17 protein-coding genes, 1 tRNA gene and 1 other annotated feature are annotated in these 21668 nt (G+C 37.3%); of the genes, 17 read left to right on the forward strand and 1 reads right to left on the reverse strand.

What is annotated here, in order from left to right; all coding sequences use genetic code 11:
* The 10 genes from HMPREF9083_RS04550 to yihA all read left to right on the forward strand — a co-directional run bounded on the left by HMPREF9083_RS04550 (window position 1) and on the right by yihA (window position 12060).
* The gene (locus tag HMPREF9083_RS04550; RefSeq protein WP_007556226.1) at window positions 1-978 is read left to right on the forward strand and encodes an AEC family transporter; all 978 of its coding nucleotides are present in this window, start codon (window positions 1-3) and stop codon (window positions 976-978) included.
* Window positions 979-1059: 81 nt separating this feature from the next.
* A tRNA-Ser gene (locus tag HMPREF9083_RS04555) sits at window positions 1060-1149 on the forward strand.
* A 53-nt stretch (window positions 1150-1202) separates the two neighbouring features.
* Window positions 1203-2069: a YitT family protein gene (locus HMPREF9083_RS04560; protein WP_007556227.1), complete on the forward strand. Its 867-nt coding sequence runs from the start codon at window positions 1203-1205 to the stop codon at window positions 2067-2069.
* A gap of 227 nt (window positions 2070-2296) precedes the next feature.
* On the forward strand, window positions 2297-3754 hold the full coding sequence (gene tig / locus HMPREF9083_RS04565) for a trigger factor (protein ID WP_007556228.1): 1458 nt from the start codon (window positions 2297-2299) through the stop codon (window positions 3752-3754).
* Window positions 3755-3828: 74 nt separating this feature from the next.
* The gene (gene clpP, locus HMPREF9083_RS04570; RefSeq protein ID WP_174249865.1) at window positions 3829-4428 is read left to right on the forward strand and encodes an ATP-dependent Clp endopeptidase proteolytic subunit ClpP; all 600 of its coding nucleotides are present in this window, start codon (window positions 3829-3831) and stop codon (window positions 4426-4428) included.
* A 10-nt stretch (window positions 4429-4438) separates the two neighbouring features.
* The gene (gene clpX, locus HMPREF9083_RS04575; protein ID WP_007556231.1) at window positions 4439-5674 is read left to right on the forward strand and encodes an ATP-dependent protease ATP-binding subunit ClpX; all 1236 of its coding nucleotides are present in this window, start codon (window positions 4439-4441) and stop codon (window positions 5672-5674) included.
* A 276-nt stretch (window positions 5675-5950) separates the two neighbouring features.
* The gene (locus tag HMPREF9083_RS04580) at window positions 5951-7249 is read left to right on the forward strand and encodes a dicarboxylate/amino acid:cation symporter (RefSeq protein WP_007556232.1); all 1299 of its coding nucleotides are present in this window, start codon (window positions 5951-5953) and stop codon (window positions 7247-7249) included.
* Window positions 7250-7427: 178 nt separating this feature from the next.
* Complete coding sequence (locus tag HMPREF9083_RS04585; RefSeq protein WP_035062694.1) at window positions 7428-8777, forward strand: autotransporter outer membrane beta-barrel domain-containing protein; 1350 nt, start codon at window positions 7428-7430, stop codon at window positions 8775-8777.
* Between the two features lie 297 nt (window positions 8778-9074).
* Complete coding sequence (gene lon, locus HMPREF9083_RS04590; RefSeq protein ID WP_007556234.1) at window positions 9075-11408, forward strand: endopeptidase La; 2334 nt, start codon at window positions 9075-9077, stop codon at window positions 11406-11408.
* A gap of 10 nt (window positions 11409-11418) precedes the next feature.
* Window positions 11419-12060 carry a ribosome biogenesis GTP-binding protein YihA/YsxC gene (gene yihA / locus HMPREF9083_RS04595; RefSeq protein ID WP_007556235.1) on the forward strand — a complete coding sequence of 214 codons (642 nt, stop codon included), beginning with the start codon at window positions 11419-11421 and terminating at the stop codon, window positions 12058-12060.
* A 66-nt stretch (window positions 12061-12126) separates the two neighbouring features.
* On the opposite strand, the gene HMPREF9083_RS04600 is transcribed toward yihA, so the two are convergent.
* Window positions 12127-12945, reverse strand: coding sequence for a MetQ/NlpA family ABC transporter substrate-binding protein (locus HMPREF9083_RS04600; RefSeq protein ID WP_007556236.1), 819 nt, complete (start codon window positions 12943-12945; stop codon window positions 12127-12129).
* Window positions 12946-13007: 62 nt separating this feature from the next.
* Window positions 13008-13247, reverse strand: a binding site (T-box leader).
* A 151-nt stretch (window positions 13248-13398) separates the two neighbouring features.
* Here HMPREF9083_RS04600 and HMPREF9083_RS04605 point away from each other — a divergent pair.
* The 7 genes from HMPREF9083_RS04605 to HMPREF9083_RS04635 all read left to right on the forward strand — a co-directional run bounded on the left by HMPREF9083_RS04605 (window position 13399) and on the right by HMPREF9083_RS04635 (window position 20920).
* Window positions 13399-14628, forward strand: a complete 1230-nt coding sequence (locus HMPREF9083_RS04605; protein ID WP_007556238.1) for an O-antigen ligase family protein — start codon at window positions 13399-13401, stop codon at window positions 14626-14628.
* A 100-nt stretch (window positions 14629-14728) separates the two neighbouring features.
* The gene (gene mmdA / locus HMPREF9083_RS04610) at window positions 14729-16258 is read left to right on the forward strand and encodes a methylmalonyl-CoA decarboxylase subunit alpha (protein ID WP_007556239.1); all 1530 of its coding nucleotides are present in this window, start codon (window positions 14729-14731) and stop codon (window positions 16256-16258) included.
* 18 nt (window positions 16259-16276) lie between these two features.
* The gene (locus tag HMPREF9083_RS04615) at window positions 16277-16750 is read left to right on the forward strand and encodes a hypothetical protein (protein WP_007556240.1); all 474 of its coding nucleotides are present in this window, start codon (window positions 16277-16279) and stop codon (window positions 16748-16750) included.
* Between the two features lie 18 nt (window positions 16751-16768).
* On the forward strand, window positions 16769-17161 hold the full coding sequence (locus HMPREF9083_RS04620; protein ID WP_007556241.1) for a biotin/lipoyl-containing protein: 393 nt from the start codon (window positions 16769-16771) through the stop codon (window positions 17159-17161).
* 127 nt (window positions 17162-17288) lie between these two features.
* A complete protein-coding gene (locus tag HMPREF9083_RS04625; protein WP_007556242.1) occupies window positions 17289-18482 on the forward strand; it encodes an amidohydrolase in 1194 nt (397 codons plus the stop codon).
* 264 nt (window positions 18483-18746) lie between these two features.
* Complete coding sequence (locus tag HMPREF9083_RS04630) at window positions 18747-19625, forward strand: YoaK family protein (RefSeq protein WP_007556243.1); 879 nt, start codon at window positions 18747-18749, stop codon at window positions 19623-19625.
* 296 nt (window positions 19626-19921) lie between these two features.
* A complete protein-coding gene (locus HMPREF9083_RS04635) occupies window positions 19922-20920 on the forward strand; it encodes an SLAC1 family transporter (protein WP_007556244.1) in 999 nt (332 codons plus the stop codon).
* Window positions 20921-21668: the final 748 nt, after the last annotated feature.

Consider the following 21668-nt stretch of genomic DNA (forward strand, 5'->3'; position numbering starts at 1 on the left):
ATGGAATTTTTACATATAATAATAAATAATATAGTGCCGCTCATTATATTTGTAGCGGTAGGATACTTGATGGATATAAAATTCAATCTTCAAGTGACCGCACTTACAAAACTTACATTTTATGTAATTTTGCCGAGTTTTATATTCTACAGTATCTATAATGCAAAAATAAATATAATGCTTTTGAATGTGTACTTTATAGCGATAGGGCAAATGATAATAGTAGGAATACTTGCCACCGTGGTAGGTAAGTTGAGAAAATTTGACAGCTCACGAATAGAAGCCATAAAAAACGGAACAATGTTTTCAAATACAGGAAATATAGGTGCCGCACTTATAACATTGGTATTTTCAAATGCACCGTTTATTGTGAACGGTAAAGCGATATACCTACCCGAAGCATTTGCAACATCCACGATGATACTCATACAAATGAATATGTTTTTGAACACATTGGGATTATACCAAGCCGGGAAAGGGAGACTTACACCTCAAGATGCGATAAAAGTTATATTTCATATACCGGTAATATACACACTTGCTGCGGTATTTGCCGTTAAATGGCTTGATATAGACATGACACGTACATTCATGTGGCCGGTATTTCAATACAGTGCGGCGGCTCTCGTAGCGGTGGTTATGACCGCATTGGGAGTGCAAATACATAGAAGCGTAATATCATTTAAACATTTTGACTCGTGGATTGCGTGCTTTTTAAGACTTATCATGGGACCGGTAACTGGATTTATTTTGATAAAATTTGCAAATATGTTCGGTATAAATTTTTCGCCGATTACCTGCCAAGCCATATTGATAATGTCATGCGCCCCAGCACCCGTAAACTCGGTACTTTATGCGATAGAATTTAAAAACTGTGTAAATTTCGCCACAGAAATAGTTACAATGAGTACATTTCTGTCAGTTATAACAATGCCGGCAGTTATATATGCGGCACGAATACTGTTTCCTATAAGTTAAAAACATTTATATAGGCAATTAGGCAATATTGTAAAAAGTGTTTGACATATAAAGCCATATCTATTACAATATTAATGTTATGGAAAGGTGTCCGAGTGGTTTAAGGAGGCGGTCTTGAAAACCGTTAACCGTGAACACGGTTCGGGGGTTCGAATCCCTCCCTTTCCGCCATTATAAAACACTACGAACAACGTGGTGTTTTTTTTATAGGAAGGAGGAATTGCATGAAGCCATTAGTTGAAGACGGATGGTCTTCACACGTAAGAAACATTGTAGGACTTTCTTTGGGCGCTGTAATATATTCCGCCGGTCTCGGTCTTTTTTTGGTTCCGAACAATGTAATTGACGGCGGTGTTACCGGTATTTCACTGTTGTTGCAAGCTGTTACAGGCATACACTTCAGTATACTGGTTGTATTGCTTAATATTCCTTTTTTCTACTTGGGATATAAAAGATTGGGTGCAAGGACTGCTTTGTACTCCGGTTATTCCATACTTGTATTTTCGATTGCCAGCCATATGCTTAAAAAACTTCCACCTGCAACTACCGATCCGTTTTTATCCACAATATTCGGAGGAATTATAATGGGTATAGGTATCGGACTTGTAATAAAATTCGGTGGTTCGACCGACGGCATAGAAATAGTTGCGATACTTTTGGATCGTAAAACATCATTTTCTGTCGGTGAAATAGTAATGTTTTTCAACTTTTTCATATTGGGTACATCAGGATTCGTTTTCACTTGGAACAGTGCAATGTACTCGCTTATTGCATACTTCATATGCTCAAGATTGATGGACAATGTCGCAACGGGACTCGATTCTTCCAAAGGCGTATTTATCATTACAAAAAATTACGATGCGGTATCCGATGCCATAGTGCACAGCATGGGTAGAGCAGTTACAAGACTTCATGGACAAGGCGGATTTTTGAAAGACAGCAAAGACGTGCTTTATTGCGTGGTATCAAGACTTGAAGTTATGAAATTAAAAATGGTTGTACGTGAAATAGACGAAGCCGCATTCTTGTCGGTATTTGACGTACAGGAAGTGCATGGCGGACTTATAAAAAAGACCAAAAGTCCGATTTAAAATAAATTAAAATTTAATATCGGTATAAAATGGAGAAATTTTTTCTCCGATATGTTATAGTTATGTATGAATATTAATCAAATCGGCATAAAGATATAAAATGCAAAATGCGCAAGTTTGAGATTTCGGGCTGTATATGATAAAATATACATTGCGATTTGTCTTATGTTGGTAAGATAAAAAGGTATCAATTTGTCGGAATACCGACTTAAGGAGGATTAATTTTTATGAAGGTAAAAGTAGAAGCACTGGATCAGCACAAAGTGAGTCTTCATATCGAAGTTGAGGCTGAAGCAGTAGCAAAGGGTTTTAAACAGGCTGTGTCACGTATTTCCAATCGTGTCAACGTACCGGGATTCCGTAAGGGAAAAGCACCGCGCAAGACTTTGGAAATGCGTTTCGGAAAAGCAATTGTTGCTGCCGAAGCACAGGATATCGTAATTAACAAAGCTATGAATGAAGCACTTGCTGAAAATAAATTGGTTCCGGTAACACAGCCGGATATCAAAGCTGATGTTTTCTCAGAAAAAGAAGGTGCTACTTTTACAGCTACATTCGTTAAGCAGCCCGATGTAAAACTCGGTGAATATAAAGGCTTGGAAGTTGAAAAGCATGACGTAAAGATTACGGATGAACAAGTAGAAGAACAACTCAAGATGGCTGCACAACAGAGTGCACGTCTCAAAGTGGTTCCGGAAGGCTCTGCAGTAGAAAAGGGCGACTACGTATTCATCGACTTCAAAGGAACGGTTGACGGAAAACCGTTTGAAGGCGGAGAAGGAAAAGGCTACCCGCTCGAAATCGGCTCCAACAGCTTCATTCCGGGATTTGAAGATCAGCTCAAAGGACACAAAGCGGGAGATGACGTTACCGTAAAAGTAAAATTCCCGAAACCTTATTTCAAGGCTGAACTTGAAAACAAAGATGCGGAATTTGCAGTACACATCAATGACGTAAAACGTAAAGAAGTACCGGAATTGAATGACGAATTTGCAAAGAGCGTCGGCAAATTCGAAACAATTAAAGACTTAAGAGATAGCTTGAAACAGCAGATGCAGCTTCAGGCAGTTCAGCAAGCTGAAGACATGTACCGTCAGGCATTGGTGGAAAAAGCGGTTGCAAATTCAGAAGTGGACATTCCGAAAGAAATGATCGATCAGAGAATTGACGAAATCATTTCCGAAATGAAACTCAATATGCAGGCAAGAAATCTCGACTTCGATACATACTTGAAAAATGTAAACAAGACTGAAGAAGAATTCCGTAAGCAATATGAAGAAAATGCGGCAAAAGAAGTTCGTCAGAGTTTGATACTCGGTGCAATAGCGGACAAAGAAAAATTGACTGTAACAGACAACGACTTGTCAATGGAAGTATACTTCATGGCACAGCAATTCAATGCTGAACCGAAAGATGTAGTAAACATTATCAAGGAAGAAAACCGTGTAGGTATGCTCGTAGATAATGTACGCAGAAAGAAAGCTGCAGCATTCATTTTCGGCGAAGCAAAGAAAGATGAAGTAAAAGAAGTAAAAGAAGAAAAGAAAGAAAAAGCCGAAAGCGATCTTGCATCAAAAACCGTTAAAGAATTGAAAGCATATGCTGAAGAAAAAGGCATCGCTTTGGATTCAAGAGCAAAGAAAGCTGAAATTATTGCAGCAATCGAAGCGGCAGAAGCAAAATAAAAAATAAATACAAGAAAGGAGACGCAGATTATACTGTCGTCTCTTTTTTTCAAAAAATGAAAGAAGGGATAATAATGGCATACGTTCCGATAGTAGTAGAACAAACCTCTCACGGAGAGCGTTCATATGATATCTATTCACGTCTGTTGAAAGACAGAATTATATTTCTTGACGGACAAATAGAAGACCATATGGCAAATGTAATTATCGCGCAACTTCTGTTTTTGGAAGCAGAAGATCCGGACAAAGACATTCACTTATACATAAACAGTCCCGGAGGAGTGGTAACCGCAGGAATGGCGATATATGACACAATGCAGTATATAAGACCCGACGTATCTACCATTTGCATTGGTTCATGCGCAAGCATGGCGGCGGTACTTTTGACATCCGGAGCAAAAGGCAAAAGATTTGCACTTCCCCACTCAAATGTTATGATTCACCAACCTTTGGGAGGAGTACAAGGACAAGCAACGGAAATAGAAATACATGCACGTGAAATTTTAAGATTACGTGACGAATTGAACGGAATTTTGGCAAAACATACCGGACAACCCCTTGACGTGATAAAAAAAGACACCGAAAGAGACAATTTCATGACAGCGGAAAACGCCTTGAAATACGGACTTATCGACAAAATTCTCACAAGAAACGAATTAACTGCAAAAGACTGAAGGAGGTATTTTGGATAATAAACGTAGAAAATCGCCGGAATGCAATTTTTGCGGAAGAACTGCAGACAAAGTCAGAAAACTTATTGCAGGACCGGACGTTTACATATGCAATGAATGTATAGATGTCTGTGCAAATATATTGAAAGAACAATATAAAGTAAACGAATCCGAATTTGAAGAAGAATTCAAGCTTCCGACACCGGTAGAAATAAAAGAATACATGGATCAATACGTTATAGATCAAGAAGAAGCCAAAATTGCACTTGCAGTAGCGGTATACAACCACTATAAACGTATAAAATACGAAAAGGACGGCGGAAACGACGATGTCGAACTGCAAAAGTCCAATATAATAATGCTCGGTCCGACCGGCAGCGGAAAAACACTTCTTGCACAAACACTTGCAAGATTTTTGGATGTACCTTTTGCAATATCCGATGCTACAACACTTACCGAAGCGGGCTATGTAGGTGAAGACGTAGAAAATATACTGCTCAGACTTATACAAGCGGCAGACTACGACCTTGAAAAAGCGGAAAGAGGAATAGTTTACATAGACGAAATAGACAAAATAGCAAGAAAATCGGAAAATCCGTCAATAACACGAGACGTATCGGGAGAAGGCGTACAACAAGCGCTCCTTAAAATACTGGAAGGAACGGTTGCAAACGTACCGCCTCAAGGAGGAAGAAAACATCCGAATCAGGAAATGATACAACTCGACACCTCGAAAATACTCTTCATATGCGGAGGAGCATTTGCAGGAATGGACAAAGTAGTAGCAAAACGACTGACAAAAAGTGCAGTCGGATTCGGTGCCGATATAAAGAAAAAAGAAGAAAAAGACGTAGCAAAAATATTAAACATGGTAGAGCCTGAAGACCTTTTGAAATTCGGACTCATACCGGAATTTATAGGCAGACTTCCGATACTTGTAGCACTCAGTCCTTTGAGCGAAGACGCACTGGTGCGAATTTTGACACAACCGAAAAACGCATTGATAAAGCAATACAAAAAGTTGCTTAAAATGGACAACGTCGAACTTGAATTTGAAGAAAAAGCAATACGTGCGATAGCAAAAAAAGCAATCGAAAGAAATACAGGTGCAAGAGGACTTCGTGCCATTATAGAAAAAATAATGCAAAAAGTAATGTACGACATACCGGAAATGAAAGACGTGGAAAAATGTATAATAACCGAAGACGTAGTTGTACACAACAAGCAACCGGAACTGAAAAGAAAATAGTAAATGAAACGGGATATTTGAAATTATCCCGTTTTTTTGCACGAAAATATAATAAATCGAAAAAACAAAATTCGTTGACAATAAATAACATGAATGATAGACTGAAAATAATATTCACCCGAAAAAAAGTGCACAAAACCGAGAATTTCCGGTATCGATAAAAAATAAAAACAACATCGGTATTATATGTGGAAGTCGGAATATTCAAACAATCGGAGTGTATCTCTTTCCATTGGAAATGGAACGTTTTTTACTGTTTGTGCATAGGAGGCAAAAATGGAAAAAGAAAATAAAAACATCTCGATTGAAAAACAAGCGGAAGAACTGATACTCAAAAGTCGACACAATCACCAAAGCAAGCAAGTCATTTTGTGGATTGCCGCGTTGATTGTCGGAGGAATTCTGGGTGGACTTGGAAATACGATGCTCAACCAGATGTTTGCATTTGTTGCCACCGTATTTACACGACTGTTTCAATTCATAGCAATACCGACCATTTCACTCACCGTAATAACAACACTTGCATCAATAGGAGTAAAAAAAGACACCGGACGCATATTTGTACACGCACTTACATACACACTGCTTACAACAATATGTGCCGCTGCCATAGGACTTGCTCTATACATAGTTGTTGACCCCGGAAACTTACCGGTATCGCTTGTGAATGCAGGTGTCGAACAAGTACCTGAAAAACTGACACATATAAGCTATTATGATCACTTCCTTTCAGTAATACCGAATAATATATTGCAACCGTACTTGGAAGGAAATGCTCTCTCTGTGATGATTATATCCGCTGCAGTAGGGCTGTCACTTGCATTTATGCCCAAAACTGAAAATCACGCAGTCTTGCTCAAAGGAATAAACGGATTGCAAGAAATACTGTTTGTATTGATAAAAGCGATAATTTGGGCATTGCCTCTCGGAATTTTGGCATTCTCTGCACAACTTTCCGCACAAATTGCAACCGGAATTATTGTAGGAGCATTGGGAAAATACACACTCGTTATAATTGTCGGAAACTTAATACAATTTTTTATAGTACTTCCCTTATATCTCCTTGCAAGAGGACTCAATCCCGTAAAAGTATTTAAGAAAATGCTTCCGGCGATAACACTTGCGTTCTTCTCGAAAAGCTCTGCCGGAACACTTCCGGTCACGCTGGCATCGGCAGAAGAAAATTTGAAAGTAAATCCGAAAATATCACGTTTCGTACTTCCGATATGTACAACCATAAATATGAACGGATGTGCGGCATTCATCTTGGTTACATCACTTTTCCTCATGCAAAACGGAGGATTCGAACTGACACTTCCGATGATGATAGTATGGCTCTTCGTATCCGTAATATCAGCGGTAGGAAATGCAGGAGTACCGATGGGATGCTATTTTCTTACACTTTCACTCATGTCATCGGTAGGAGCACCCATAGGAATTATGGGAATAATACTTCCTATATACACAATCATAGACATGGTGGAAACTGCGGAAAATGTATGGTCGGATGCGGTAGTATGTGCAATGACCGATCATGACTTGAAGGGTACCTTGTCAGATAGTAAGAATGCTTAATAAATTGAATATTGAAAATATTTGCGATATAAAAGAAAAACGAAATCGTTTAAAATGACGATTTCGTTTTTTTATGTAAAAGAGGCTAAAATATATTTGTAAAAATCGGGGGGGGGGGTGTGATAGAATTAAATTCTCGATGAAAATATGTATTAAATAAATGAACGGATGAATGATTATGAAAAACATTTCAAAGAATATAATCGGAATATGTATATTTACTTTGCTTATGTGCATGAAAAATCCCATATATGCTGAACCTCAGGATGAATTTCGTTTTGTCCGAAATGACGGAAAAGTAATTTATTTCTCAAATGAGGAAACTAAAGTTTGGGAAGGTGAATTTGAAGGGAAACCTAGTTGGATAAGATATCAAGTTGTAAAACATGGAGCCACATACGAAGTTAATATGCGAACCAATATCGCAAATAATAATTCGATTTTCAAGAAGAATATCTCTTTTCCACGAAGGTTGACGACTTGGATCGGTTCTATCAGATATAAAATAGAAAAAGATGGACAGACACATTATTTTTTGAAGGATGGTAGAATGGTTTTATACCATAATGCCGTTGCCATTGAACCGGCTGAAATGGATAATCAAGTAAATATCATGAAATCGAGCATATTAAGTGCAGATGACAGGCGTAATCGGTGGGAGCTGGGCGACCGTTACCAAGTGTGGACTAATTATCAGTCCAACCGTTTGTCTTCCCGCATATTGAAAGGCAATAAAAATTTCAAAAAAGAATCTCATGTAAATATGCTTCATATAGGTATCGATCGGGTGAATCCCGATACACTGACGGGTATATATTTGATTAAAGGAACGGAAAAAGCCAAATATTTCAGAAGAACCGTATTTGATGCTTATAACAAATTTAATTCTTCTGAGAAAGGGCACTATGTATCAGATGGTGATTATAAGGTGTCCGGTTGGGGAGTTCATCATACTCGCTACTTGAAAAACGGAGTATATGCAGACATTGCTTTTCAACGTTTAGAATCTAAGGGAAATATGGAAACCGTTGATAACGGAATGTTTGCCAATGAGAAGGCAAGTCGCAGTATAAACGGAACGGGAATATCTTTTGAAGTAGGGAAGGAAATTCCATGGAAAAATGATTGGCATATAGAACCGCAACTTCAATATACGATGTTCAAAATGCATGGAGACAGTTATAAGGACAGCTTAGATGATGTGTATCCGGATTTAAATCCGTTACCGAAACTCGATTTCACTCTTCATGAGCTTAGAGCGGGTATCAAGGCGACACATAAAAATGTATATGCGAAAGCGAATGTATATTTAAACAATTATGATAACTCATACGCAAGGAAAGTAATGGAAAGATACACTTCTAGAAAAATGAAAAAAGAACGAGGAATAGACGTTGTCGGAGAGATTGAATTGGGATTGGAAAAAGAAATAAAGAAAGATGTGACGATTCATTCGGCAGTTACATATCGAACCGGAAAAAATGAAAATAATATGAAAGTAAAACTTGGCGTAAGTGCCAAATTTTAGTAAGAAGCGTCAACAATGTTGACGTTTTTTATTGGGAAAATTTGCTTTATATAAATATATGTAATTTTCATCATAAAAAGTAAACGGGAAGAACAAAAGGTATTGCGTAAGTGAAATGCGATTATGCAGATAAAATATCAAAAGTTACAATATATGTATTTGAACAAAGTATAAAAGGAATGAGATACTAAAATGAATTGATTATATAGAAATGAATTTGTATTCTATACTTTTATTATCGTGATTATGATAAAATAAAGGTTGAAACTTTTATAAAAACCGGTATGGAGGAAATATATGGACGAAATTATAGAAAATACAAGTTATGTGACACTGCCGATGGTGGCGTTGCGTGACATGATTGTATATCCCGGTATAGTAACAAACCTAGATATAGGACGAATAGATTCGATAGCATCAGTGCGCCAAGCATCAAAAGGAAACAGAATGTTTGTAGGCGTAATGCAAAAAGACGGAAAAATAGAAGCACCCGAAGAAGGAGATTTGTACAGATACGGTACACTCATAAAAATAAGACAAATGCTTCAACTTCCCGGAGGACTTATCCGTATTTTAGTGGAAGGTGTCTCTCGAGTGACGGTAAAAAGCATAAAAAGAACACAAGACTATGTAACCGCCGAATTTGAAAAAGTGAAAGAGATATATCCCGAAGACAATATAAGAGCCGAAGCATACAGAAGAGTATTGCTTACATCGTTCTTTGAATGGATGCAACAAGGTAAAATCTCACTTTCCGAAGAACAAACCGCACAACTGCGTTCAATGTCCGAAGTGGGTAGTACCGTAGATTTTATAGCACAACAACTCATTATTCCGATGAACAGAAAGCAAGATTTGCTTGAAACTTTGGATGTAATGGAAAGATTGAAAGCTGTACAAAAATACATTGACGATGAAATACAAATCGGAAGAATGGAAGCCGAAATAAACGGAGAAGTACGTACACGTATGGAAAAAGAACAGCGTGACTATTTCTTGCGTCAAAAAATAAAGAGCATTCACGACAAATTGGGAGATCGTATTTCACAAGAACAAGAAGCCGAAGAATACAGAAAGAAACTTGCAAAAAGCGGTATACCCGAAGAGTCGAAGGCAAAAATCGAAAAAGAAATATCTCATCTTGAAACGATGCCTCCGATGATGGCGGAAACTGCAATTGTAAGAAACTATCTTGAATGGATAATGGGACTTCCTTGGAAAAAAGAAAGCAAGGACAAACTCGATCTTCATCATGCGAAAAAAATGCTCGACAAAGAGCATTTCGGACTTGAAAAAATAAAAGAACATATACTCGAATACTTGGCGGTAAGAATTTTGGCACCGAATGCAAAAGCACCTATTATTTGTTTTGTAGGACCGCCCGGAGTAGGTAAAACGAGCCTTGCACAATCAATTGCAGATGCAATGGGACGTAAGTTTGCACGTATTTCATTGGGCGGACTTCATGACGAAGCCGAAATACGAGGACACAGACGTACATACATAGGCGCAATGCCGGGAAGATTTATTGAAGCTATAAATCAAGCTAAAACGAAAAATCCTTTGATACTTTTGGATGAAATAGATAAAGTGGGATCCGACTTCAGAGGGGATCCGGCATCGGCACTTTTGGAAGCGCTCGATCCTGAACAAAACAAAGCATTCCACGATAACTATATAGATATACCTTTCGACTTTTCAAAAGTATTCTTCATAGCTACTGCAAATACATTGTCTACGATACCGGCGGCATTACTCGACAGAATGGAAGTAATAAGTCTTTCCGGATATACCGAAGACGAAAAACTTGAAATAGCGAAAAGATACCTTGTACCGCGTCAAAAAGAAATGAGCGGGCTTAAAAATGAAGATGTGAGATTTACACCCGCACTCATAAGAAAAATAATCAGAAGTTACACAAGAGAAGCGGGAGTACGTGAACTCGAACGTACAATAGGTACGCTTTGTCGTAAAGTTGCAAAGAAAATAGTATTGAAAGATGAAGAACTTCCGAATCTTACATCGAAAACGATTATAAAATACCTCGGAGCCGAAAAATTCATGCCTATGTCGGAAGAACACGAATCCATAGTAGGAAGAGTAAACGGACTTGCATGGACAGCGGTAGGCGGAGAGGTATTGGACACCGAAGCCGTGACAATAAAAGGAAAAGGCAGATTGATACTCACTGGACAACTCGGTGACGTTATGAAAGAATCTGCGGAAACGGCATACACATATATAAGAAGCAGAGCTAAAAAACTCGGACTCAAAGAAAACTTCTATGAAAGTTTGGACACGCACATACACCTTCCGGAAGGTGCGGTACCGAAAGACGGTCCGTCTGCCGGAATAACTATGGCAACTGCAATGGCATCCATATATACGGGAAGAAAAGTCAGAGGCGATACAGCAATGACAGGTGAAATCACACTCACCGGAGAAGTGCTTCCAATCGGCGGACTTAAAGAAAAATTGCTCGCTGCAAAACAATTCGGAATAAAACAAGTTCTCATACCGATAAAAAATAAACGTGACTTGGTAGATATGCCTAAAAATATACAAGAAGGTATAGATATAATATTTGTTAAGAATGTAGAAGAAGTTTTAGCACACGCATTAATGAAATAAGGGGTAAATAATGGCGGAAATCAAAGATAAAAATAAATTTCATATATTTTCGTCAGCGTATGTAAAATCGGCAGTAAATGCGAAACAATACGCAGAAGATGAATACGTGGAAATAGCATTCATCGGAAGATCGAATGTAGGTAAATCATCACTTATAAACTCATTATGCGGAAACAAAAAACTTGCCAGAGTAAGTAGGGAACCGGGGAAAACACGTACAATAAACTACTACGCCGTACAATCACGAAAAGCGATAAATGAAGAAGAAGAAAGACAAGATTGGTACCTTGTCGACCTTCCGGGATACGGTTTTGCAAAAACATCGCAAAAAAATAAAGACATGTGGTCAAGTTTCATATCCGACTACATATATAAATCGGAAAAACTTATACTTATATGTCTTTTGGTAGATTTAAGACACCCCGGACTTGCCATGGATATGAAAGCTTATGAATGGCTTGTAAATTCTGGCGTTGACGTGCAAATAATCGCAACAAAAGCGGACAAACTCGGAAATAACGAAAAAAGAAAAAATCTCGCACAAGTGAAAAAAATATTTCAATTGAAAAATCCTCCGATTGCATACTCGTCACTTAAGAATGAAGGACGAAAAGAATTGTTGGAACTTATTGAAAATTACATATGCGAATAAATTACATATGTGAATAAATTAAAAACCTCGAAATCACAATAATCGATTTCGAGGTTTTATTATTTATCAGAATGCCGGAACGATACTTCCGTTGTATTCAGATTTCAAGAATTCTTTTACATCATCACTCTGCAGAGCCTTCAGCAACTTCTGAATTTCCGGTCTGTTTTCATCACCCTTGCGAACCGAGAGAATGTTTGCATAAGGAGAATTTGCACCTTCGGTAAAGAGAGCGGAAGACGGAGAAATGTTTGCCTGAATGGCGAAATTCATGTTTATAACCGCAATATCCGCATCATTTATTGAACGTGGAAGTTGAGGCGCTTCCAATTCGGAGAACTGTAAATTCTTCGGATTTTCAGCAATATCTTCTACCGTAGCGGTAATCGGAGCACCGGCACGAAGCTTGATTAAACCTGCGGACTGCAAAAGCAATAATGCACGACCGCCGTTTGTCGGATCGTTCGGAATCAATACACGTGAACCGTCACTCAAATTTTTTAAATCCTTAATCTTTGAAGAATAAATACCCATCGGTTCGATATGTATATTACCTATGGAAACTACATGAGTACCTCTTTCCTGATTGAATTTTTCCAAGTACGGAAGATGCTGGAAGAAGTTTGCATCAATACTTTTATCTTCCAAAGCCAAATTCGGTTGAACGAAATCATTAAATTCTATAACTTCGAGTTTGACACCTTCCTTTGCCAACTTGTCCTTGATGTGATTTAAAATTTGTGCGTGCGGAACAGGTGAAGCACCGACCTTCAATGTAACTTCATTCGATTCGCTTTTAGTTGCCGAGTCCGAAGAACATCCGGCAAGCAAACCTACTGCCGACAAAGCAACGATACCTGCAATAACAGTTTTCTTTAAATTCATAATAATCCTCCCAAAACTCCTAAAAATATAAAATACCTGACAATAAAAAATCCCCGACCCTCAAAAGGGACGGAGAAACCGTGATACCACCCGAATTCATGTATACGTCACCGCATACACCTCTAAAAGTACGGAAATTTCTTTCGATACTCTTTCTCTGTAACGGGAGTTCCCGGATTGCCTGACTATTCGGCAAAACAGACTCGGAGGCCATCTTCAATGTGCAATTCCATGCTTCTTTTCACCGACCGAAGCTCTCTAAGATGTTCATGTACATTTACTCTTCTCTTCATTGTCATTATCAAGTTGAAATCTACTTTATCATCAAAAAAAACTATTGTCAAGCAATATGTGATTATGATTTGATTAAAAACAGAAGATGATGAAATATTATAATTTGATAGAAGTAAACTACTCTTATATAATAGAGAAGGTGTTTTTATAGGAGAATATATGAACGAAAAACAAAACATTTCTCTGAAAGAAAGTAAAACTCTTATGTTTTGCTTGGCAGCTACAATAATTCTTATACCGCTTAATGCATACATATGGACAGCACCGCTGGTAGTTTCATTTGTATTGATGCTCATAAAAATAAAAAAAAGCGGAACGGAACTCGAATTCGGAACATTGAAAAATATAGGAGCGATATTTCTCGTAATTTCCGCAATTTCGACAATAAATTCGAAAGGCATAATTTTTTCGATTACAAATTGGATGCTTTTACCGTTTATGTATGCGATTTTGTATGTAAGCATATTAAATTTTTCAAGAAATACCGATAGTCGGAAAAAACTTATATATGCGCTGTTTTCAGTTGCGGCAATTGTGCTGGCATACGGATTTATACAATACGCAAACGTACAAGACATGGCACATGATCTTGTTACACAAAGTTGGGTAGATGCAGGAAAGTTCCCTCTTTTGTCACGAAGAATGTACTCTACACTTGAAAATCCTAATCTTTTCGGAACATACCTTATTATGATTATCGGATTTGTTTCGTCATTCTTTTTGCAAATAAACGAGAAAAAGAAAAAAATTCTTTTAGGAATATTTCTCATAGCGCTTCTTTTTGCAGCAGCATTGACATACTCACGAACGGCATGGATAAGTCTTGCTATAATGGTAGCCGGACTTGGTATCTTGTATGACAAAAGAATTTTGATTTTACTCTTGGCGATACCTATTGTAGCTTTCTTTTATCATGGACAAATAGCAATCAGACTCATGTCGCTGTTATCGCAATCGGATACATCCGCATCGCTTCGCATCGGACTTTGGCAAAGTACAATTGCGATGATACAAGATCATCCGTTTTTAGGAATAGGATGGGGAAGTTACTTTTTGACATATCCCGATTACAATTTCTACATACAAGATAAAACGGTTATAATGTATCATGCACACAATATGTATCTTTCCATAATTGCGGAAACGGGAATAATAGGCGGAATTACCTATATATTGCTTATTTTTTTACATGGATATACAAGTTTTAAATTATACAAAAAAGCAAAAGATGTAATAAATAAATCAATCGGACTCGGAGGAATTCTGGTAACAATAGGAATACTTGTAAGCGGAATAGGAGATTATACACTCTTCAGTCGTTCGGTATCAGGCTGTCTTTGGGCGATTTTTGCGATAATTATGTCGGCATGGATTGAATTAAAAGAATGAAATATCGAAAACATGAGATTTACAAAAGAAACAGATATTGTATAATAATCTTGTAGCAGCTCTTAGGAGTTGCTCATAAAAATAAACCGGAGGAATTATAATGGCAACAGTTTCGGAAAAAATGGAAATTCTTCACGAAAAATTGAAACATGCAGAAAACATGGGTGGAGAAGAAAGAATAAAAAAACAACATGAAAAAGGGAAACTTACAGCTCGTGAACGCTTGGCATTGTTATTTGACGATAATTCCTTTGTAGAAGTAAATGCACTTGTGAAATCACGCTGTCACAATTTCGGACAGGAAAAAAAGGATTTACCGGGCGAAGGTGTAGTAACCGGATACGGAACGGTTGACGGAAGGCTTGTATTTGCATATGCACAAGACTTTACCGTAATCGGAGGTTCACTTGGTGAAATGCACGCCGAAAAAATAGTACATATATGTAAGACGGCACTCAAAGTAGGTGCACCTTGTGTGGCTATGAATGACTCGGGCGGAGCACGTATACAAGAAGGTGTAAACGCATTATCCGGATACGGGAAAATATTCCGTTGCAATACAAATGCATCGGGAGTAATTCCCCAAATATCCGCAATAATGGGACCGGCGGCAGGCGGAGCGGTATACTCACCGGCACTCACCGATTTTGTTTACATGGTAAAAAATACAAGTCAAATGTTCCTTACGGGACCGAAAGTAGTAGAATCGGTAACAGGAGAAAAAATTACTGCCGAAGCACTTGGCGGAGCATCGACACATACACATACATCCGGAGTTGCACACTTTGCAGCCGAAAACGATGAAGATTGTATAAATCAAATAAGATATCTTTTGAGTTTCCTTCCTTCAAACAATATGGAAGATGCGCCGTGTGTAGACACAGGCGATGCGCCGGATCGTATATCTGAAACATTGAACGGTATAATTCCCGACAACGTAAATGCACCCTATGATATGTATGATGTAATTAAAGAAATAGTCGACAACGGAGAATATTATGACGTTGCGAAAGATTTTGCACAAAATATCATTACCTGCTTTGCACGTATGGACGGACAAACTGTAGGAATAGTTGCAAATCAACCGTTATGTATGGCAGGATGTCTCGACTACAACGCATCGGATAAAGGAGCAAGATTTATAAGATTTTGCGATTGCTTCAACATACCATTGATAAACCTTGTAGACGTACCGGGATTTTTACCGGGGAAACAACAGGAATATGCCGGAGTAATAAGACACGGTGCGAAAATGCTTTTTGCAAACTGCGAAGCCACAGTACCGAAAGTTACCGTAATACTGAGAAAAGCATACGGAGGATCGTACATTGCAATGTGCTCAAGAGAACTCGGAGCAGATCAAGTATTTGCATGGCCGACATCCGAAATTGCGGTAATGGGACCGCAAGGTGCGGCAAATATAATATTCAAAAAATCTGAAAATAAAGAAGAACTTACAAAAGAATACGTTGATGAATTTGCAACACCGTACAAAGCGGCGGAAATGGGATATGTAGATGCGGTAATCGATCCGGAGAAAACGAGACCGATGATTATAAACGCATTGAGAATGCTTGCAAGCAAGCACGAAGTATTGCCGGCAAAAAAACATGGAAACTTCCCCGTATAACGATGAAAGGATGATAAAATGGAAAACGAACAAATGCTGTATATAACCTTGGCGGCAGCGGCAATTGCAATCATTTGTTGTATAGCGGCACTTTATGCACTTTCATCCGTAAAAAAAGCGAAAAAAGAAATTCTTGCAAAAAATATACAAAATGAAGAGAACGTAAAAAACGTACAAGAAATAAACAATACTCAATATCCGGATCATGTAGAACAAGCCGATATAGAAAAAATCGACATGAGCGAAGTATATGAAGAAGGTGAAGAAATTCCATGTACGGAAAAAGATTTTGAAACACAAGAAAAAATCGCAATGCCGACACAAGAAAAAACGCAAAATGAACTCGAGGAAATCGATCCTCAAATCATAGCGGTAATATCGGCAGCGGTTATGTGCATGGGTGCAGGACAGGTATTATCTATAAAACGCACCGACAATGCAGGATGGAAGCGTGCGGCAAGACTGGCAAGCATGTCGAACGGAATATATTAAAAATCAGGAGGCACCGTAATGAGAAAGTTTTCAATCACAGTCAACGGTCAAACATATGAAGTAGAAGTAAGTGAAATAAAAAACGGAACAATACCGCAATCGCCGGTACAAGTGCAACAAGCATCTGCACCGACACCCGCACCGATGCAAGCACAAACGCAAACATCGGTACCGAAACCTGAAACAACCGCAGGTGACGGAGAACCGGTAACATCACCGATGCCGGGTAAAGTCGTATATGTAAGCAGAACGGCAGGCGAAAAAGTGGAAGAAGGCGATGAAATACTCGTACTTGAAGCCATGAAAATGGGAAATCCGATTATAGCACCGAAAAACGGAACAATCACATCAATGAACGTAAAAGAAGGACAAAACGTGCAAGGCGGAGACCTTTTGTTCACAATAAAATAAAAAGAAAAAATTTACACTTTCAACGAAAACGAAGTGTAAATTTTTTTATTACATATCGAAAAATTGTAAATACTTTTTAACTGTGTTATAAAGAAACTGACAGAAATAAAATTTTAAAGGAGAAAAAATGGAATTACAAGAAAAACTCATAAAAATGCTTGAAAAACGGAAAGATGAAATGATACAAATAAGAAGGCATCTTCATGAAAATCCCGAAGTGTCGTTTCACGAAACCGAAACTGCAAAATATATAGCAAAATTCTACGAAGGGAAAGATGTGGAAATACATAAAAATATAGCAGGTAAAAACGGAATTGTAGTTACGATAAAAGGTGGAAAAAGTGGGAAAACCATAGGAATTCGTGCGGACTTCGATGCACTTCCTATAAAGGAAGAAACGGGGCTTTTTTTTGCATCAAAAAATGAAGGAGTCATGCACGCATGCGGGCATGATGGACATACCGCATACCTTATGATACTTGCGGACTGCCTGATTAAACTCAAAGACGAAATAAAAGGAACAATAAAAATAATACATCAAAATGCGGAAGAAATGGCACCTGGCGGAGCAAAAGACATAGTGGAATCCGGACTTTTGGATGACATGGAAGAAATATACGGAATACACCTTTTACCTGATGGGGCTGCAGGAACGGTAGGCTGGCATAAAGGATACAGTTTCACCGGAAGATCCTATATGAAACTTGAAATAAAAGGCGTGGGTGGACACGGCTCATCACCGCACCTTGCAAACGATGCGATAGTAGCAGGTGCATACTTCATTACACAAGCACAAACCGTCATAAGCAGAAGATTGAACCCTTTTGATGTAGGAGTAATCACAATTGGATCATTTGACGGGAAAGGACAATTTAACATTATAAAAGAAAGTGTCGAACTTGAAGGAGATATACGCTGTATGTCTAACGAAGGACAAAAATTAATTGGAGAGGAACTTGAAAAACTTGCAAAAGGAATAGAAACGGGATTTGGGGTAAAATGTAAACTTACTTATAAGAATGATTATTCGCCGCTTTATAATGATATTGAACTTACTGAAAAAGTAGTAAAAATTTTGGAAAAAGCGGCAAAAAAAGACAAAGATATAAAAGAAGTAAAAGAATTTCCTCCGCAAGCACCTTCTGAAGATTTTTCATACTATAACAAAATCTGTAAAGGATGTTATTTTTTTATAGCAGCAGCACCAAAAAATGTGAAAAAAGTTATCTATAATCATAATCCGAAATTCGATATAGATGAAGATGCACTTTTAGTTGCAGCAAAATCAGTAGCATATATAGTAACGGAAAAAATGAAATAAAAATAAAAAAATTGAAAAATATACAAAAAAGAGGTATAATTACTCATGAATAGTTTTTATCTCCTTAAAAAAACTATAATCTATACGAAAAAAGACGGAAAACCGTCTTTTTTTGTTACTTGCAAAAACGGTATTTATATACATAATGAATAAAGTTGCAAAGAAAAAGTGAAAATTAGTATAATAAGATATATAAAAATTATCTATAAATCAAGGTGACGAAAATAAATATTAAAACAGCTGAATAAAGAAAGCAGGAAGAAAGTGTTTGATGGTAGTTTATATGTAGAAAAGTTTAAAATTCAATGTAAGAAATTGTGCGACAAAGAAAAACAAATGTCCGATACGGTAATAGTTATGGCACTTTTGACAATATCGGGAGGATTGCAAGATGCTTACTCATACTTTATAAGAGGAAAAGTATTTGCAAACGCACAAACGGGAAACATAGTTTTTATGAGTGAACACATTTTTTTAGGACAATGGGAATCATTCTTCAAATACTTAATTCCTCTATTGGCATTTATGGCAGGTGTATTTGTGGCGACAAAAATAAGAAGTCGGTATCAAATGCACAATATATTTCATTGGAGACAAAGAATAGTTTTAATTGAAGTTATACTGCTGTTTATAGTAGGTATGCTTCCTTGTACCGAACAAATAAATTTTATAGCAAATGCGATGACATCATTTGCATGTGCAATGCAAGTACAGTCATTCCGTAAAGTAAACGGATTTCCATACGCAAGTACCATGTGTATAGGAAATATGCGAAGAGGCATATCTGCACTGAGCGTATATATAGAAACGGGCGATGACTCATTTTTACATCAGACGGCACATTACTTGGGATTAATATTGCTCTTTGCATTCGGAGCCGGTCTGGGTGGAGGACTTGCACACATAATCGGTGCAAAAATGATTTGGATAAGTTGTATACTTCTGTCTTTTACATTGCTTTTAATGTTCGTCAAGAACGAAGAAGAAGAACTTCTCGAAGAAGAAGAGGAAATCATCAGAGAAGAAGACGCACTTCGAAAACGCGAAGAAGCTTTGGAATTGGAAGAATTGCAATTGCTTGAGCAGGAAGAAGAACGTGAACGTGAAGAGCTTGAAAATAAAAACAATAATGGAAATAAATAAAAATAAAAAACGATTGAGTAATCAATCGTTTTTTATTTAAAAAGATATAGCAAAAATGTGATTGTAACTTGAAATAAATTTTCTGAAAGTTTTTTAAGCCTTGAATTTATAATCTAAGTGCAACAAAAAAATTAGCACAAAAATGTAATATTAAAAATGTGCTATAATATATAAGTAAAAACTTATGAATAGAATAGAAATGACAGAAAGACAAACACTTTCATATTTTATATCTCAAAATGAAAATGATTCATTCAGTTTTAACGGTCCTTTCTGCCAGGTGAGGAGGAAACACTTTGGCTGAAATTATTGAGATAGTAGACAGGAAAAAAATACGTGAAATAGGATTTGTACATTTTATGTCCATATCTACCTTTTCCGCATCAATGGGGTACTGCGGGATGTGTTTCGGTTGGCGAATGGCACATGACCTCTGGGGAGCACCGGCAATAATCGGAGAATTTTTCGGAGCGTGTGCATTACTTTTGTACATACTTATACTTGTAAGGTATATACAAAAATGGAAATTGGACTTCGACACAGTACGTGCGGAATGGAACAGTCCCACGAAAATCAATTTCTTCGGAACATTTAACGTATCGACCGTACTTCTGGCAGCGGTAACCGCACCGTACAACTATACACTGGCATGTATATTCTGGTATGCCGGAATGATACTTATTATGGTGTTCAGTTGGATACTTCTGAAACATTGGCTCTATGACGATCAGATACTGCGAACGGTCACACCTGCATGGTTGCTTGCCGTACTCGGACCGATTACCATTCCAGTAGCGGGAAATGTACTGAAACAACCGGGATTTCATGATATATCCGTATTCTGCGTAGCAATAGGAATAATATTGGGGATTCCGGTTATAGCACTTCTGTTCACACACAGTATATTTGCGAAACATATGCCGGACTCGGTACAACCAAGTCTGATGATACTTATGGCACCGTTCGGAATGGGATATATTACATACACATCCACATTCCAACCGGACACATTTACACAACTTTTCATAAATGCCGGAATATTTATGTTTTGGCCGGTAGTACTGAAAATATTACACGTTATGAAGACATCCGATTTCAGAATGAGCTGGTGGGCATGCAGCTTCCCTACAATGGCATTTGTAAACGGACTGCTTCACTACTGCCAAGACTACCCCGTAATATGGGTAAAAATTCTCTCCGGTGGACTTCTGCTCTTCGGAACGGGACTTATTCTATACCTTTCGTTCAAAACATTGAATGCGGTATTCAATAGAACGCTCTGGAAATTATATTAAAATTTGTGTAACTGCTTTAAAATAAAAAATCATAAACATTTAAACGAAACAGATTTTTTATCTTTATGTACTCACAAAGCGGAACTATATTAAATTAATATTTCAAAAAGATGCTTACCTTTATTTGTAGGTGGCATCTTTTTGCTTTTAAATGAATTTGTTATTGATAAAAAATATTTATTTATAATTTCAACTATTATAAATTATTTTTTTTAAATGTATAAAATTTTGTGAATTTTTATCTCAGGATTACTCCTTGACTATCATTTTTTTCGATATAAAGTTAAACATTTCAGCACCATATGGCAACATATCAACGGCATTTGTTAATTGTTGAATTAACTTGTTGGTATAAATTGACTTTGTCATATCCGCTTGTACATGTCAGATAATTAATTTTTTAGTTACGTCATTCATGTTGCAGTTATCTGCAAGTGTTATAAATGTATGTCTTGTATCATGCGATTTGTGATTTTGTATTCCTATTAGTGGTAACGCTTTTTCTATAATACTTTGTGCAAATAGCATGTTTTTAGTTTGATATATATGAAACGTTTTAGTTGGTTTTTAAGTCCAACTATCGGGGAGGGGTAGTTCACTTTCGGGTCAGTTTTTATTTTTGAAGTAATTATAAAAAAAGAAAAAATGAAAAAACGAACGAATTTTCAGTAACTTTCACTTAAATTTGTTGATTGAAACAAAATTTAATATAAAATATATTAATTGTAAACTTAGCATAAAAAGCCAG

This window comes from Dialister micraerophilus DSM 19965 (assembly GCF_000194985.1).
In the GTDB taxonomy this organism is placed as follows: domain Bacteria; phylum Bacillota; class Negativicutes; order Veillonellales; family Dialisteraceae; genus Dialister; species Dialister micraerophilus.